This is a genomic window from Terribacillus jepli (assembly GCF_047228925.1).
In the GTDB taxonomy this organism is placed as follows: Bacteria; Bacillota; Bacilli; order Bacillales; family Amphibacillaceae; genus Terribacillus.
Window position 1 is genome coordinate 57294 of the sequence record NZ_JBFEGH010000013.1, and the last position, 15875, is coordinate 73168.

At 46.0% G+C, this 15875-nt stretch carries 12 protein-coding genes; all 12 read left to right on the top strand.

Annotated features, from left to right (window positions below; genetic code table 11):
* Positions 1-75: 75 nt before the first annotated feature.
* The 12 genes from dxs to rhaM all read left to right on the top strand — a co-directional run bounded on the left by dxs (position 76) and on the right by rhaM (position 15869).
* Positions 76-1971, top strand: a complete 1896-nt coding sequence (gene dxs, locus AB1K91_RS14600) for a 1-deoxy-D-xylulose-5-phosphate synthase (RefSeq protein ID WP_413090794.1) — start codon at positions 76-78, stop codon at positions 1969-1971.
* Positions 1972-1975: 4 nt separating this feature from the next.
* Entirely contained in the window at positions 1976-2833 is an 858-nt protein-coding gene (locus tag AB1K91_RS14605) for a TlyA family RNA methyltransferase (protein ID WP_413090796.1), read from the top strand.
* On the top strand, positions 2826-3275 hold the full coding sequence (gene ahrC / locus AB1K91_RS14610) for a transcriptional regulator AhrC/ArgR (RefSeq protein WP_093728511.1): 450 nt from the start codon (positions 2826-2828) through the stop codon (positions 3273-3275). Before AB1K91_RS14605 ends, ahrC begins: the two co-directional genes overlap by 8 nt.
* Before the next feature lie 24 nt (positions 3276-3299).
* The gene (gene recN / locus AB1K91_RS14615) at positions 3300-5024 is read left to right on the top strand and encodes a DNA repair protein RecN (RefSeq protein ID WP_413090798.1); all 1725 of its coding nucleotides are present in this window, start codon (positions 3300-3302) and stop codon (positions 5022-5024) included.
* 157 nt (positions 5025-5181) lie between these two features.
* The gene (gene spoIVB / locus AB1K91_RS14620; protein WP_413090800.1) at positions 5182-6447 is read left to right on the top strand and encodes a SpoIVB peptidase; all 1266 of its coding nucleotides are present in this window, start codon (positions 5182-5184) and stop codon (positions 6445-6447) included.
* 241 nt (positions 6448-6688) lie between these two features.
* On the top strand, positions 6689-7477 hold the full coding sequence (gene spo0A / locus AB1K91_RS14625; RefSeq protein ID WP_413090801.1) for a sporulation transcription factor Spo0A: 789 nt from the start codon (positions 6689-6691) through the stop codon (positions 7475-7477).
* 268 nt (positions 7478-7745) lie between these two features.
* Complete coding sequence (locus AB1K91_RS14630; protein ID WP_413090802.1) at positions 7746-9158, top strand: hypothetical protein; 1413 nt, start codon at positions 7746-7748, stop codon at positions 9156-9158.
* Positions 9159-9461: 303 nt separating this feature from the next.
* Positions 9462-10394, top strand: a complete 933-nt coding sequence (locus tag AB1K91_RS14635) for a DMT family transporter (RefSeq protein ID WP_413090803.1) — start codon at positions 9462-9464, stop codon at positions 10392-10394.
* A 265-nt stretch (positions 10395-10659) separates the two neighbouring features.
* A complete protein-coding gene (locus AB1K91_RS14640) occupies positions 10660-11949 on the top strand; it encodes an MFS transporter (protein WP_413090804.1) in 1290 nt (429 codons plus the stop codon).
* Between the two features lie 115 nt (positions 11950-12064).
* Entirely contained in the window at positions 12065-14131 is a 2067-nt protein-coding gene (locus AB1K91_RS14650; protein WP_413090805.1) for a bifunctional aldolase/short-chain dehydrogenase, read from the top strand.
* Between the two features lie 12 nt (positions 14132-14143).
* The gene (gene rhaB, locus AB1K91_RS14655; protein ID WP_413090806.1) at positions 14144-15571 is read left to right on the top strand and encodes a rhamnulokinase; all 1428 of its coding nucleotides are present in this window, start codon (positions 14144-14146) and stop codon (positions 15569-15571) included.
* A complete protein-coding gene (rhaM, locus tag AB1K91_RS14660) occupies positions 15555-15869 on the top strand; it encodes an L-rhamnose mutarotase (RefSeq protein WP_413090808.1) in 315 nt (104 codons plus the stop codon). Before rhaB ends, rhaM begins: the two co-directional genes overlap by 17 nt.
* Positions 15870-15875: the final 6 nt, after the last annotated feature.

Sequence of the window (15875 nt, forward strand, 5' to 3'; positions counted from 1 at the left end):
CGTCCGGCGCAGAAATGTACCTATTTATACTATGCTGTCAGGCTGATCAGGCCGGTGACAAAAGGGGAAGGTAATATGGATTTAACAGCAATTAAGAATCCGGCATTCTTGAAGGAAATGTCCAATGAGGAGCTTGGTGAGCTTGCAGCTTCCATCCGGACGTTCCTGATCGAAAAGCTGTCCGTCACAGGAGGACACCTTGGGGCGAATCTTGGTGTTGTGGAACTCACACTCGCTTTGCATAAAGCATACAACAGTCCGCAGGATAAATTCATTTGGGATGTAGGGCATCAGGCGTATATCCATAAGATATTGACTGGAAGAACAGCGGACTTCGATACACTGCGGCAATACAAAGGGATGTGCGGATTCCCGAAAAGAATCGAGAGCGAGCATGACGTATGGGAAACTGGACATAGTTCCACTTCGCTTTCGGCTGCAATGGGAATGTCAGCGGCAAGGGATATGATGGATGAGGATTACGAGGTAATACCGATTATTGGCGATGGTGCGCTGACAGGCGGAATGGCCTTGGAAGCACTGAACAACATCGGTGATGAAAAAAAGAACATCACCGTCATCCTCAACGATAATGAGATGTCGATAGCGAATAATGTCGGTGCCCTGCATCATGTACTTGGCAGAATGCGCAGTGCCGGTAAGTACAAGCGTGCAAAGGACGAAATGGAAACACTGCTCAAAAAAATCCCTGCTGTGGGTGGCAAACTGGCTACCGCTGCAGAGCGGATGAAGGATAGCATGAAGTATTTCATGGTTCCTGGTATGTTTTTTGAGGAGCTGGGATTCACATATTTCGGACCGGTCGATGGACATAATTTTCAGGACTTGGAAGAAGCGATAAGATACGCCAAAAAGACAAAAGGACCGAAAATCATTCATGTTGTCACCCGGAAAGGGAAAGGTTATCAACCTGCTGAAACAGATAAGACAGACAATTGGCATGGTGTCGGACCATATAAGATCGAATCCGGGGAAAAGATCAAAAGCTCTGCTACTGCACCTGCATGGAGCAAAGTGATCAGCGAAGCTGTATTGGAAAAAGCACGTACAGATAAACGGATTGCAGTGATCACACCGGCTATGATTCTTGGATCGAAGCTGGAAAATTTCAAAAAAGAAATGCCAGATCGACTTTTTGATGTCGGGATAGCGGAGCAGCATGCTGCAACAATGGCTGCTGGTATGGCGACTCAAGGTGTAAAACCCTTCCTCGCCATTTATTCCACTTTCCTGCAGCGTGCTTATGATCAACTGCTTCATGATATAGCAAGACAAAATCTTAACGTCTTTGTTGGAATTGACCGGGCTGGTTTCGTCGGTGCTGATGGGGAGACGCATCAGGGGGTATTTGATATTTCATTCCTGCGGGCGATGCCGAATTTCACCATCATGATGCCAAAAGATGAAAATGAAGCGCAGCATATGGTGCATACCGCCTTGGCACATGAAGAAGGGCCGATCGCTTTGCGGTATCCGCGCGGCAATGCACTTGGTGTACCGGTTGATGATGCAACGCATGCATTACCAATCGGCAGCTGGGAAGTGCTAAAAGAAGGAACGGATGCCGTCATCCTGACATTCGGGACAACGATCCAGCTCGCATTGGATGCAAGTGAGTCACTGGCTGCAGATGGGATTTCTGTACGTGTTGTGAACGCCCGATTCATCAAACCAATGGACGAAGCAATGCTGCATGATATTTTTGGTTCGGAGTTACCGATTTTGACTATTGAAGAAGCAGTCTTAAAAGGCGGCTTCGGCAGCGGTGTGATGGAATTCGCCGAAGAGAATGGCTATGATGCCTCTGCCGTCGGGCGCATGGGTGTGCCTGATTATTTCGTAGAGCATGGAAGTGTACCAGAACAGATGGAGGAAGTTGGATTGACGAAGGAAAATGCAATCGACAGACTCCGACACATAGTACGAATGAATGAACAGCAAAGGGCTTGAGTGAATGGCAAAAGTGAGATTGGATGTTCTCCTCGTCGAGAGGGGATTAATTGAAACAAGGGAAAAAGCAAAACGGACCATCATGGCTGGACTCGTATACTCCGGTCAGGATCGTCTTGACAAACCAGGCATGAAAGTCGATGATACAGCAGAACTTACCGTCAAAGGCAAAGTCATCCCTTATGTGGGACGAGGCGGTCTCAAGCTGGAGAAGGCATTGGACCATTTTGGCATTGATGTCAGGGAGAGGACAATGGTTGATATCGGTTCTTCGACAGGCGGCTTCACCGATTGTGCCTTGCAGCGTGGTGCTGCACGCAGCTATGCCATCGACGTCGGATACAACCAGCTTGACTGGAAACTTCGCAATGATCCGCGTGTAGTGGTCATGGAAAGGACCAATTTCCGTTATGTCACACCGGATATGCTGACGGAAGGACTGCCCGATTTTGCATCGATTGATGTATCGTTCATTTCATTGCGTTTGATTTTACCTGCACTGAAAGACATTCTCGCTTCCGAAAGTGATGTGGTGGCGCTCATTAAACCGCAATTCGAAGCAGGGCGTGAACAAGTTGGTAAAAAAGGGATCGTACGTGATCGGAAAGTCCACATGGAAGTATTGGAAGATACCTTGAAATTCAGTGAATCACTAGGTTTTCAGTATGAAGGGCTGACTTTTTCACCAATCACCGGAGGGGACGGCAATATCGAATTCCTGGCTCACTTGGCTTGGGGGAAAGATACTGCAAATGATTTTCCCGGCGCGGAGGCAATCAAATCAGTCGTCGACGATGCGCATTTGCAATTAGCTGCGAAAAAGAGCGCGTCTGAAGAAGTGATGGAGGAAGACAATGAGTAAAATTCAACGGCATATCAAAATTCGTGAATTGATTACAAATAACGATATCGAAACACAGGATGAATTGGTCGATCATTTGAAGGACTTGGGATTCAATGTGACCCAGGCAACCGTTTCCCGTGATATCAAGGAATTGCATCTTGTCAAAGTTCCGACATTGGAGGGAACTTATAAGTACAGTTTGCCTGCGGATAACCGATTCAATCCACTCGAAAAACTGAAGCGACTCATCATGGATGTATTTGTAAGCATCGATACGACGAGCCATTTCATTGTCCTTAAAACGCTTCCGGGTAATGGGAACGCGTTGGCCGTCCTATTGGATAACTTAGATTGGGATGAAATTCTCGGTACAATCAGCGGAGATGACACGATATTGATCATTTGCCGTACAGAGGCTGATACAGAATTAATCAAAGACAAACTGCTGTCCATGCTGTAAACGGAAGTGAAATGAGGGGATACAATGCTTACAGAGCTTTCGATAAAGGATTTTGCGATTATCGACCATATACGAATCCATTTTAAGGAAGGACTTACTGTGCTGACTGGAGAAACAGGCGCAGGTAAGTCCATTGTCATTGATGCTGTCCAGCTGCTCAGCGGCGGAAGGGGATCAATTGAATTTATCCGCCATGGGCAGAAGAAAGCCGAACTGGAAGGACTTTTCATCATTGATTCATCTGATCATCCGATTTATGCCGTAGGGGAACAATTCGGTATCGATATCGATGATGGGATGATTGTGCTGGAGAGGACAATGACAACTAGCGGAAAAAGCATTTGCCGCGTCAATGGCAAGCTGGTGACTTTGGCGATTCTGCGTGAATTCGGTAAAACATTGATCGATATCCATACCCAGCATGAAACCCAATCGTTGATGGATGCGGATAAGCATATCGAGTTGCTTGATTTGTACGATGCAGATGCAATCGGTAAAGCAAAAGATGCTTACACACTTCAATTCAAAGAACTTCAAAAATTGAAGAAACGCTATAAAGAATGGAATACGAATGAACAGGAGATGGCACAGCGTCTTGATTTGCTTCAATTTCAATACAATGAATTGAAAGAAGCGGCGCTTCAGCCGGGTGAGGATGAGCAGCTTACAGAAGAACGGACCAAGCTGATGAATTTCGAGCGGATATATCAATCGCTTCATGATGCTTATAATGCCCTTTACGGTGAGCAAAAAGGCTTGGACTGGGTTGGGCATGCTTTAGCCAGCCTCGAATCGGCGAGTTCCTATGATGATGATATTCAAAAGCATCACCAAATGATCAGCGAGCAATATTACTTGCTGGAGGATCTTACTTTCCAATTGAGCAGCCAGCTGGATTCGCTCTCGTATGATCCAGAACGCTTGAATGAAATTGAAATGAGATTGAACGAAATAAACCGATTGAAGAAGAAATATGGGCAATCGGTCGAAGAGATTTTGGAATATGCGGCAAGCATCGAGGATGAAATCGATCAGATTCAGAATCGTGATTCCCATATACATCAGCTGGAGCAGCAAATTGCGGATCTTAGTGAGGATACTTTGCTGGAAGCAAGGCAGCTGCACGATTTGCGTGTACAAGCAGCCATTCAGCTGACGGATGCGATACATGAAGAATTGAAGGATCTTTATTTGGAGAAAGCCCGTTTCCATGTTGACGTGCAGCATAAAGTAGGTAGTCCTGGTGATCCTGAACTGGATGGGAGACCTATTCAATTGACAGCGGAAGGGTTTGACACCATTGTCTTCCATATATCAACAAACCCTGGAGAACCTTTGAAAGAGCTGCACAAAGTTGCATCAGGAGGGGAATTATCCCGTATCATGTTGGCACTGAAGCGTATATTCTCACGTCATCAAGGTGTGACGAGTGTCATTTTCGATGAGGTGGATACAGGTGTCAGCGGTCGAGTCGCACAAGCGATAGGAGAGAAAATTTACGGTATCTCTGTAGGTTCTCAAGTATTGTGCATCACGCATCTGCCGCAGGTAGCATCGATGGCCGATACGCATCTGCTGATTGAAAAGCATGTGGAAAACAACAGTACGCATACTTCTGTGACCGAATTGGCTCAGGACGCGGCTGTCGAGGAAATCAGCAGGATGATGACCGGAACGGTGCTTACCGAAAAGACAAAAGAGCATGCGAAGGAACTCATCACGCTTGCCGGCCAATACAAACAATTATGATCCTGCCTGATGCGGCAGGATTTTTCGTTTATACATAGGAAAAGATAGGCGCTTTTTCTGATGTTTTCTGGGTTTAAAATGTTCCTGTGAAAGTCAAACTAGAAGTACATAAACAAGCATGAACTGCTGTGGGGTAGGACTTCTAGGAGATGAGAAAATGAAGAAAAGGATAGCAGCATTACGCATCGCCATTGGTCTTTGCCTGCTTGCGTTGTTAGTAGCGGCGCCATTGACCCAACCTGTACAGTCCTTTCTGAGCATACCCAAAACATTGACCTTGTTTTCAAATAACGATCCTTCCGATGCTCTTCCGGTTTTTGGTGATGGCAAAGCGGTCGAAGCACTGGATCAAGAAGCTTTCCGCGGCCAATCTGGTGGTAAGCAAGACCTGGTCTATACGGTAGGCAGCATACCTGTCAAAAAGGTCGCTGTAAACGTCCTTCCGGATATACGTATCATCCCAGGGGGCCATTCGGTTGGGGTGAAGCTCCATACACTCGGTGTTCTCGTTGTCGGCCATCATCAAGTGCGGACTGCACAGGAAACCGTATCACCTGGTGAAGATGCGGCCATTTATACCGGAGACATCCTTTTGGAAATCGATGAGCAGGAAATACACAATATGGAAGAAGTAGCTCCGCTGATCGAGAAAGCCGGAAAGGCAGGAAAACCTATCAGCATCAAAGTGAAACGCGGCAGTCAGACATTGACAACCGAATTGAACCCAGCTCTTGATGATAAGGATAAACAATATCGGATGGGTCTTTATATCCGGGATTCAGCCGCTGGTATCGGGACGATGACCTTCTATGATCCAGAGTCGAAAAACTATGGTGCTTTGGGACATGTCATTTCGGATATGGATACACAAAAGCCAATCGAGATACATGATGGAACAATCGTCAGATCCAATGTAACGAGCATCCAAAAAGGAAACAATGGCAAGCCAGGGGAAAAACTCGCTGAATTCAGCATGAATCGCAATCATATCGGAACCATAACGAAAAATAGCCCTTTTGGTATTTTTGGCAAATTGGAAAGTGATATGCGTCAAAACGATGAAGCAAAAGCACTGCCAATTGCATTAAGCGCGGAAGTGAGGAAAGGACCAGCAATCATCCGTACGGTTGTGGATGGAGAAAAGATTGAAGAATTCGATGTGGAAATCGTCAATAGTGTACCACAGGATCACCCAGCAACAAAGGGTATGATCATCAAGGTGACCGACAAGCGTCTGCTTGCTAAAACCGGCGGGATCGTCCAAGGGATGAGCGGAAGCCCGATCATCCAGGATGGTAAACTAATCGGTGCCGTGACACATGTATTCGTCAATGATCCGACATCCGGCTATGGTGTGCATATCGAATGGATGCTGCAGGAAGCAGGTATCGACATTTATAAAACCGATAAGAAAGCTGGCTGAAAAAGGCAATTCCTGTTCGTTTACGAATAGGATTGTCTTTTTCTTTTTCAAGTCATACGTTATACTGTAAAGACAAGAAACATCTGTTCGGAGCAAGCCACGTCGCATACTGTCGAATGATGGGCAGAGTTTCATCCATTTGAATTAAAAGCGAGGTTTTTTTCAATTTGGCAGGAATTGACCTTGATGTGTCGAAACTATAACGTGGAATCATAAGGGATATTAAGGGAGGAAGCTGGGAATGGAAAAGATAAAAGCAGTTTTGGTCGATGACAATCGAGAGCTAGTGCAGCTTATGGAGGAATATTTCGAAGACCAATCCGATATAGAAGTAATTGGAACGGCTTATAATGGAAAAGATTGTTTAGATATGCTGGAAGACCTCCAGCCGGACGTCGTCGTCCTCGACATCATCATGCCGCATGTCGATGGTTTGGCCGTCCTTCGCACATTAAGGGAAAGAACGTCCGCCCCGATGCCGCATGTGATCATGCTGACAGCCTTCGGTCAGGAAGAAGTGACCAAGAAGGCAGTTGACCTCGGCGCTGCTTACTTTATCCTTAAGCCTTTCGATTTGGAGAACCTGGCAGCACAAATCCGTCAAGTAAGCGGTCATGGCGGAAATTATGAAGCAAGTCCAATCCGCGTCACAAAAGAGAAAAAACGGGATAAGAAGCCGAATCTGGAAGCAAGCATCACAAATATCATCCACGAAATTGGTGTGCCTGCACATATCAAAGGCTATATGTATCTGCGTGAGGCAATCACGATGGTTTACAATGATATCGACCTGCTCGGTTCCATCACCAAAGTACTTTATCCGGACATCGCCAAAACATATAACACAACTGCTTCCCGCGTGGAAAGGGCAATCCGCCATGCAATCGAAGTAGCATGGAACCGCGGTAACATGGATTCCATCTCCTCTCTGTTCGGATACACTGTCAGCATCTCGAAAGCAAAGCCGACGAATTCGGAGTTCATTGCGATGGTGGCGGATCGATTGCGGCTTGAGCACCGTGCCAGTTGATGCTGATATAGATTGAAATTTTAATCAATGGCTGGGATACAGCTGCCATTTGACGCTTCTGTTTATCGAGCGCGATAAGAGAGGCGTTTTTGTTTTGGGCATTTTTTAAGGATTGAGCTAGATCGATCATGATGGAGTGTACATGATAATAGGTAAAAAGATATGCGTAAGGGTCACATTCATTTTAATAGTCTAATGAAGCAATAGTCACCGGTTTCTTCTGTCTTACATAGGCTATGGCACATGATGAGATGAAGGAGGAACCCGCTTGACCGACTTGACGCTGGCCCACTGGATGTATCTGGCAGGTACACTTTTGATTATTTTAACAATGCTTGTTCGGCAGAATGTGTTGGTTCCAGCATTATTGATGACCTTCTTAGTAGGTTGGACGTACACGGGGACGCTTGTAGAGGGACTGCAGGCAACTTTCAGCGCAAGTCTCACAGCTGCCTCGGAACTATTTAATATCTTTTTGATTATTACCGTTATGACTGCTCTGCTGCAGTCTTTAAAAGCATTGCGGGCTGATGAGCGGATGATCCGCCCTTTTGGTTATATCATGACGAACGGCCATACTTCCTTTTGGGTATTGGCATTTATTACGTACTGTATTTCCTTATTCTTTTGGCCGACACCTGCAGTTCCGCTTGTCGGTGCAATTCTGCTGCCTGTTGCTATCAAAGCTGGTCTGCCGCCAGTCGCAACTGGTGTGGCAATGGCGATTTCCGGCCAGGGTATGGCGCTTTCTGCTGACTATATCATTAAGATTGCCCCGATGCTGAGTGCTTCTGCAGCTGGTGTAGAGACTGCTGCGGTGGCAGACAAAGCGCTTATATTATCACTTATTACCGGTATCACAGCCTTGCTGCTTGCATACTTCCGTATTCGAAAAAAAATCTCTTCTCCTTCCATTGTGCATTTGGAAAGATGGAATGGGAACGAGGTTTCCAGTAAAGCTCCTTCCGTTAAAAATAAGCAGTTCGGTATATTGTTTGCAATTCTGGTACCCGTAGCCTTTCTTGTTGTCGTTATCTACATGGCCTATGCAGCTTTCAGCAATACTGCCTCTCTTGAAGGCGGGGCAGGTGCTGCTTTAATCGGAGGTGCTGCTATCCTGCTCATGATCGCAGCAGCGATCGCTTACAATTGGAAACAGTCATTGCATAATGTGAGTGAACACTTGGTAGATGGCTTCACCTTTGCTTTTCGGGCAATGGGGCCGGTAATTCCGATTGCGGGTTTTTTCTTTTTAGGAAGCGGAGAGATATCTGCCAGGATATTCGGTCTGGAAGATGCTGCACAGGCTCCTTCCTTTCTCTTTGATTTAGTAGAGGCAGGTCAGCACTATATCCCAGAGAATCCAATTTTCGCCGGATTCGGTTTGCTGATAGTCGGCATGGTAACTGGACTGGACGGTTCAGGCTTTTCCGGACTTCCTCTCGTCGGAGCCCTTTCAGGCGCCCTAGCACCTGCTGTCGGCATGGATGCCTCTACGCTTGCTGCAATTGGGCAGATGGGAGCGGTTTGGGTTGGCGGCGGCACGCTGATTGCCTGGTCCTCTATTGTAGCGATCGCTGGATTTGCACGGGTGCCGGTGATGGAATTAGTGAGGCAATGTTTCATTCCCGTCGTTATCGGACTTTTATTTTCTACCATCGTTGGTATTTGGTTGCTGTAGTTACAAATGGGGGAAAACCAGTCATCATATATGATGATAAGGATAAAGTGGTAAAATACAGAGTTAAATTATCTTCACCTATGTGTTGACGCTCCTTTTTATCGATTGCTGATAAGGGGAGCGTTTCATTATGGTGCTGATTGGATTGACTTAGTTGATTACAGTTACATAAGAGGTATAAAATAAGTTCATCATCTAAAGGAGGAAATTATAACAAGGAATGATCACTATAATTCATTGTCACAGCTTATTTTGTCATAACGATGGAGTTATAGATGAAATTATCTTTAGGGAGTTATGTTTATGATTACTGCATTGATAGGTATTGTAATTGGTACAGGGTTGTCTATTCAAACAGCTGTGAATTCGCAACTGAGAAAGTTTGTTATCTCCCCATACTTGGCATCCATGATCTCATTCGTGATTGGTGCTCTTTTTTTGACTATTATATCCTTGCTGATTGGTTCGCCGCTGGGGATTTCATGGGAGCTTATCGAAAATGAGCCAGCTTGGATTTGGCTTGGGGGAGTGCTTGGTGTCATTTTCCTCACTGTCAATATTTTATTATTCCCTAAACTGGGAAGTGTGCAGACTGCCATCATGCCAATCCTGGGACAAATCATCATGGGGATGCTGATTGATAATTTTGGATGGTTTCATTCCATGCGACAAGCCTTCGATAGTTACCGTTTAATTGGTATATGTTTAGTTTTGTTGGGAGTATTTTTTGCTATTGGCATTCAGGAAGTAAGACACCGACATGAAAGAAGTAATGAAAATAACTTGCATTTATGGATTTGGCGTATTATAGGGATCGTGTCCGGGATGTTGATGTCAACGCAAGTAGCAGTCAATGGGCAGCTTGGTGTTGTGCTGGATTCATCCATACAAGCAGCGTTTGTCTCCTTCTTGGTCGGAGCACTGACATTGATCATTGTCGTTGGTGTAAAAGAACGCTCATTCGCCAAAGTCAGCAATCCAATCAAAGAAAAAGCATCTTGGTGGGTCTGGCTCGGCGGATTTTTGGGAGCAGCATATGTTTTGATTAACATATATTTAGTAGGACAAGTGGGGACAGGTCAAACCGTTGTATTGGTTTTATTCGGCCAAATTGCCGGAAGTTTGCTTATACAGCGTTTTGGATGGATGGGTTCCCAAAAAACGAAGATTGACTGGATACAGATAATCGGTCTGATTATGATTTTGGCAGGAGTAATTTTGATAAGAATGTTTTGATACATATATATTTCAATTAAAAACCTGTACCATCAGTAAATTGTTGGTACAGGTTTTTTGTGTGATTAAATAGTTTGCAATAAAATTATTATGTAAACAAATGAGTAAGTTATAAGTGAAAATAAAAAAACAAAATAAATAAAGACAAATAAACACAAAAACAAAATAAAATAGTGTATAATCCAATCATAAAGTGTTTTGTAAGCGCTTTATAAAAGAGGGTTTTAGTCTTTGAATGTCTGAAAAGTACAGGAGGGGAAGAACAATGGCAGCAAAACAAGGTAGTTTGAAGGCGACCATCACTGTGGCCATGTCCAATTATTTGGAGGCAGGTTCAATTGTCGCCGGTGCTGGCGGTTTGACATTATGGATGGAGTATTTGCATCTCAATGATGCGAAGCTGGGTCTGCTTGGTGCATTGAGTGCCAATGGTTTCGGCTCGGCGATTGGTGCATTTCTTGGCGGTATTCTGGTGGACAAGTTCGGCCGGAAATTCATTTATAAATATGATCTGCTTGTGTACATGCTGGGAATTCTGCTCATCACATTTGCGTTCAATTTCCCAATGCTCTTAATTGGTTATGTTGTAACGGGTATTGCAGTCGGTGCAGCAATACCTGCCGCTTGGACATACATAGCTGAAGAGGCTCCGAAGGGAGAGAGGGCTGCTCGTGTCGGCTGGGGGCAGTTTGCTTGGTCAATCGGACCGGCAATCACGCTGTTTCTGTCCGTATTGCTGGCTCCTTTAGGTTTGCTTGGCAGCCGCATCATTTTTGCTCAGCTCTTTGTTGTCGCACTGATTACGTGGATACTGCAGCAGCAGATCAATGAATCGGCTATTTGGACCGAGGAAAAAGAGAAAAGCCGTAAATTTTCAGGTTCACAAGATGTGTCCTGGAAGCAGCTGTTTACCGTGAAAGCGAATCTAAAGGCAATCGTGCTGCTAGTCGGGATTTATGTATTCTGGAATCTGGTCGCGGGTGTGATGGGCTATTTCATGCCTTATATTTACGAAACGGTCGGAGGTTTATCTGCATCGCAGGCAAACTTACTGCAAGGTTTCCTTTGGACTTTGACTGTGGCAGGTACCTATTTCGTCTTTATCAAACTCGGTGACCGAGTGAATCGCAAGCTGCTTTATGGAATAGGCGCAGCTATGGGTATTGCTGCCTGGCTAGTTCTTACGTTTGGCGGTATGGGGATGTTTGAATTGTTCACCTTTGTCATACTGTGGGGTATTGCTGCTGGCTTTGGCGCCCAGGCTTTTTACGGTTTATGGGCCGGAGAGTTATTCCATACACGTTATCGTGCCAAGGCACAAGGGTTTATTTTTGCCCTTGCGCGGATAGCTGTCGGACTGATTTCGCTCGTTGTACCGGTGATGATCAGTTCGCTGGGTTTTGAGACGGCAGGTTTGATCATGATTGGATTCCTTCTCATCGCTGCTGTAGTTGGCCTGGTTATGGCTCCTGAAACTCGAGGTAAGTCGCTGGAAGAGATACAGGAAGAGCGTTATGGAACCGTGCCGGAAAATGCTCGTGAAGCAAGAAATTAACAAAACAAAAATAAACAAATGAAAATAAAGATAAATACACAAAAAGGAGATCGTTTGATATATAATGAGTGCAGGTTTTGAAAGCGCTTCATAATACGTAAAAGGAGTGTTAGAATTGGTACAGAATAAATGGAATGAATCAGATGCAAAGCAGTTTGAAGGACTAGGGGAGCTGGTATATCGCTCCAATCTGATCGGAAGCGATCGTTCTGTGTGCAACTGGGGCGGCGGAAATACGTCGATGAAAACGACGGTTGAGGACTTTCGCGGGCGTCAAGTGGAAGTGATGTATGTCAAAGGCAGCGGTTCTGATTTGGCAACGATGGGAGCACATAACTTCACAGGTTTACGGATGGAAGATATACGTCCGCTGATCGAGAGGGAGTCTATGACTGATGAAGAGATGGTTGCCTACTTGGGTCAATGTATGATTGATGCCAACCACCCTCGCGCTTCAATTGAAACATTGCTGCATGCTTTCCTTCCATTCAAGCATGTCGATCATACACATCCCGACAGCATCATCAGTCTATGCTGTGCGGATAATGGACAGGAAATCGCGAAGGAGATTTTCGGAAATCGGTTTGTTTGGGTGCCTTATATCCGCCCTGGATTCACACTATCCAAGATGATCGCAGAGGCAGTAGCAGCGAATCCGCAGGCTGAGCTTGTATTGATGGAGAAGCATGGGCTGGTCGTCTGGGGGGATACAGCGAAAGAGAGCTATGATAAGACGATTGCCGTCATCAATGAAGCAGAGAACTATATCAGTCAAAAACAGTCCGAAACAAACGCCTTCGGCGGAGCAAAGGTTTCCACTTTGGATAAAGAAGAACGAAATATGCTGATCACGAAGGTGATGCCGGCTATCAGGGGTGCTGTCAGCGGAGAGAAGAAAATGATCCTAAGTTTCGATGACAGTGATGATGTGCTGGAATTCGTGAACAGCGAACAGGCTCAAAAGCTGAGCCAGGTAGGTGCAGCTTGTCCGGATCATCTTGTACATACAAAGCGGACCCCTTTGTATATTGAATTTGATCCTTCTGCTGACAATGTGGATGATCTGTTTCGGAAACTGGAAGAAGGTATCCAAAACTTCGCTAAAGATTACGAAGATTATTTTAATCGTCTTGCATCCGAGGGGGATGTGATGTTCGAACCTGTGCCTAGAGTGGTTCTGATTCCTGGTGTCGGAATGGTCACAACAGGCAAAGACAAAAAAGCTGCTGATATCAGTGCTGCATTGTATCATCGTGCCATTGCGGTCATGAAGGGAGCAACTGCACTAGGTGACTTCGTGTCATTGTCCGAAGGGGAATCGTTCCAAGTGGAATATTGGCCATTGGAGCTGTATAAGCTGTCCTTGGCTCCACCAGAGGCAAGGTTCAGCCGCTCGGTTGTTCTTGTCACAGGCGGTGCAGGCGGTATCGGCAGTGCGACATTGCGTGTATTCCTTGAAGGGGGCGCTCATGCTGTCGTGACAGACATCAATATAGAAGGAGCCCAAAAGGTTGCCCGGGAACTTAATGAAACATACGGTGCAGGCCGTGCGATTGCCGTCAAAATGGACGTAACCGACGAAGCGGCAATCGCTGAAGCATTCGAAACAGCTGTACGGCAGTATGGCGGTATCGACCATATCGTCAATAACGCAGGACTTGCCACAAGCAGTCCTTTTGATGAAACGACATTAAAAGAATGGCAGCTTAATATGGATGTATTGGGAACAGGCTATTTCCTAGTTGCCAGGGAAGCCTTCCGCTTGATGAAGCAGCAAGGAATCGGGGGCAGCATGGTATTTGTCGGCTCGAAAAACTCTGTTTATGCCGGAAAGAATGCAGCGGCTTACAGCGCAGTCAAAGCGATGGAAATGCATTTGGCCAGATGTATCGCTGCAGAAGGCGGCAGCTATGGTATTCGGGTAAACGGTGTCCTGCCTGATGCCGTGCTGCAAGGATCAGCGATTTGGGGCTCCAAATGGCGTGAGGAAAGAGCAGCTGCGTATAATATTTCGCCCGATGAGCTGGAGGGGCATTATCGCAAACGTACGACACTAGGTGTCAATATTTTCCCAAGTGATATTGCAGAATCGATTGCATTCTTCGCCTCGGATGCAGCGGCGAAGACAACTGGCTGCATGATCACGGTTGATGGCGGCGTACCAGCTGCCTTCACAAGATAGGGGGCTTTACAGATGCATATTGCAGTCGATATTGGCGCATCAAGCGGCCGTCTCGTCACTGGTGAATTGAAAGAGGGGAAGCTCGTCATACAGGAGATTCACCGGTTTGCGAATGGCTATCAGAAACAAGGGGCTTATCAATGCTGGGATATTGATCATCTGGAGGAACAGATTTTACGAGGGTTACAAATTGCCAAACAGCAGGGGATTAATTTCTGTACGCTTGGCATCGATACATGGGCAGTGGATTATGTTTTGCTTGGGAAGGATGGTGAGCGGTTGCGTGACGTAATCGCTTACCGGGATTCCCGGACGGATGATGTGATGGAGCAGGTATGGAAAACTGTACCCAAGCATGATATCTACCGGAAAACAGGCATCCAATTCCAACCCTTCAATACAATCTATCAGCTTTTTACTGAAAATGAGGAGCTGATCAGGCAGACCGAAACAGTGCTGCTTGTACCAGATTATCTTCATTACCGGCTGACCGGTAAAAAAGTGATGGAAGCAACCAATGCTTCCACGATGCAATTATTGGATCCACTCACACGTGACTTCGACGAAGATTTGCTTGCCTTGACCAGTTTTCAATCCAAGCAGTTTGCCCCGTTGGTAGAAGCCGGTACAGTCATTGGCGAAATCAAAGGGACATTACAAAAGCGATATGACCTGCCTGCATGCACTGTCATCGCTGTCGGATCCCATGATACTGCGTCTGCCATTGCTGGTGTGCCGGCAGCAGGGGAAGGGTGGGCCTATCTTAGCAGCGGCACCTGGTCTTTGATCGGGACCGAACGAAGCGAGCCTATCTTGGACGATAGCAGCTTGGATAAAAATTTCACGAATGAGTGGGGAATCAACAAAACTTACCGATATCTAAAAAATATCATCGGGATGTGGATGATACAGGAGATAAGAAGATTATACCCAGTGGACTACAATTTTGGTGAGATGGCCGAGGAAGCTAGTCGGACAGACTTGAAACAGGTGCCTTCCATAGACCTGAATGATCCGAGGTTTTTGAAGCCGGCCAATATGATTGAGGAACTACAGCATTATTGCCGTGAAACCGATCAATATGTGCCGAGTAACATCGGAGAACTGAGTCTGACGGTCTATCATAATCTGGCCATGCTTTATCGTGAAGCATTGAAAGAGGTGGAACTGCTGACGGGTACAAGCATCCAAACTTTGCACATCGTCGGCGGTGGTTCACAGAATCAAGTGCTCAATCAGCTGACAGCCGATTACAGCGGTTTACAGGTAATTACAGGTCCAACAGAAGCGACTGCGCTAGGCAACTTGATCGTCCAAATGATGGCCGCAGGGGAGCTGGATTCCTTGGAAGCAGGCAGACAGCTTATCCGCAGCTCCTTCCCTGTGCAAACCTATCTGCCGGTTAAAAAAGGAGGGACAGTCCATGATTCGAAAAGCTAGTGTGATGTATGTTTTTCGGGATAAGATCGATGAATACAAAAAACGTCATGATGAGCTCTGGCCCGAGATGAAGCAAGTGCTCAAGGACCACGGCGTCAGCAACTACAGTATTTTCCTGCATGAACCGACCGCCATGCTGTTTGCTTATCTGGAAGCGGAATCCGAGGAAATGCACGCCAAGATTGCACAGACGGAGACGTGTCAGCGATGGTGGGCATACATGAAGGATATCATGCAGACTAATCCCGATAATAGTCCGGTCAGTGAAGCAGTGAAAGAAGTATTCCATTTACATTAAGGAGGA